Genomic DNA, 495 nt, shown 5'->3' with positions numbered 1-495 from the left:
TTGAGCAGAACGGAGACACGATCGATATTCTGATTGGTAATTTATTAGCTAGCAGGCTGCCGAAATCACATCTATTATTATGTATTCGAACTTGTTTACCAAATTGCTCCGACTCTGAAATCCAGTCACAAATTTGTAAACACAATATTAGCTATTAACAACACAAAACATGATCTTAATAGCACAAAGACACAGGAACTTGTCACCATGAAAATGATTTCTCGTTTTATTACCATCAGCATTCTTGCCGCCGCAATCATCTTGCCTTTTTTCTTTAAGATGGACAATGGTAAGCCTACACTCGCCATGCCGACGTCTGCCGACCTGATTCCTGATAAAATACTACCCGACAGCCTTACCGGCAATGAAAGCTCGAGCTCGACAACCAGCTCAAGCAGCAGTAACAAAGTGTCCTTCTACAAATGGCAAGACGCAACAGGCATGTGGCACTATGGTGATAGACCCCCAGCAGGGGCTCAGAACGTATCAACCATG

1 protein-coding gene is annotated in these 495 nt (G+C 43.0%); it reads left to right on the top strand.

What is annotated here, in order from left to right; translation table 11 throughout:
• Positions 1–207: 207 nt before the first annotated feature.
• Positions 208–495: DUF4124 domain-containing protein (locus tag A3761_RS08385; RefSeq protein WP_156491748.1), on the top strand; the 288-nt coding region annotated here is incomplete at its 3' end.

Source organism: Oleiphilus sp. HI0123 (assembly GCF_001635315.1).
Note: the sequence above shows the minus strand (reverse complement) of the source record. Positions and strands in the feature narration are given on the sequence as shown.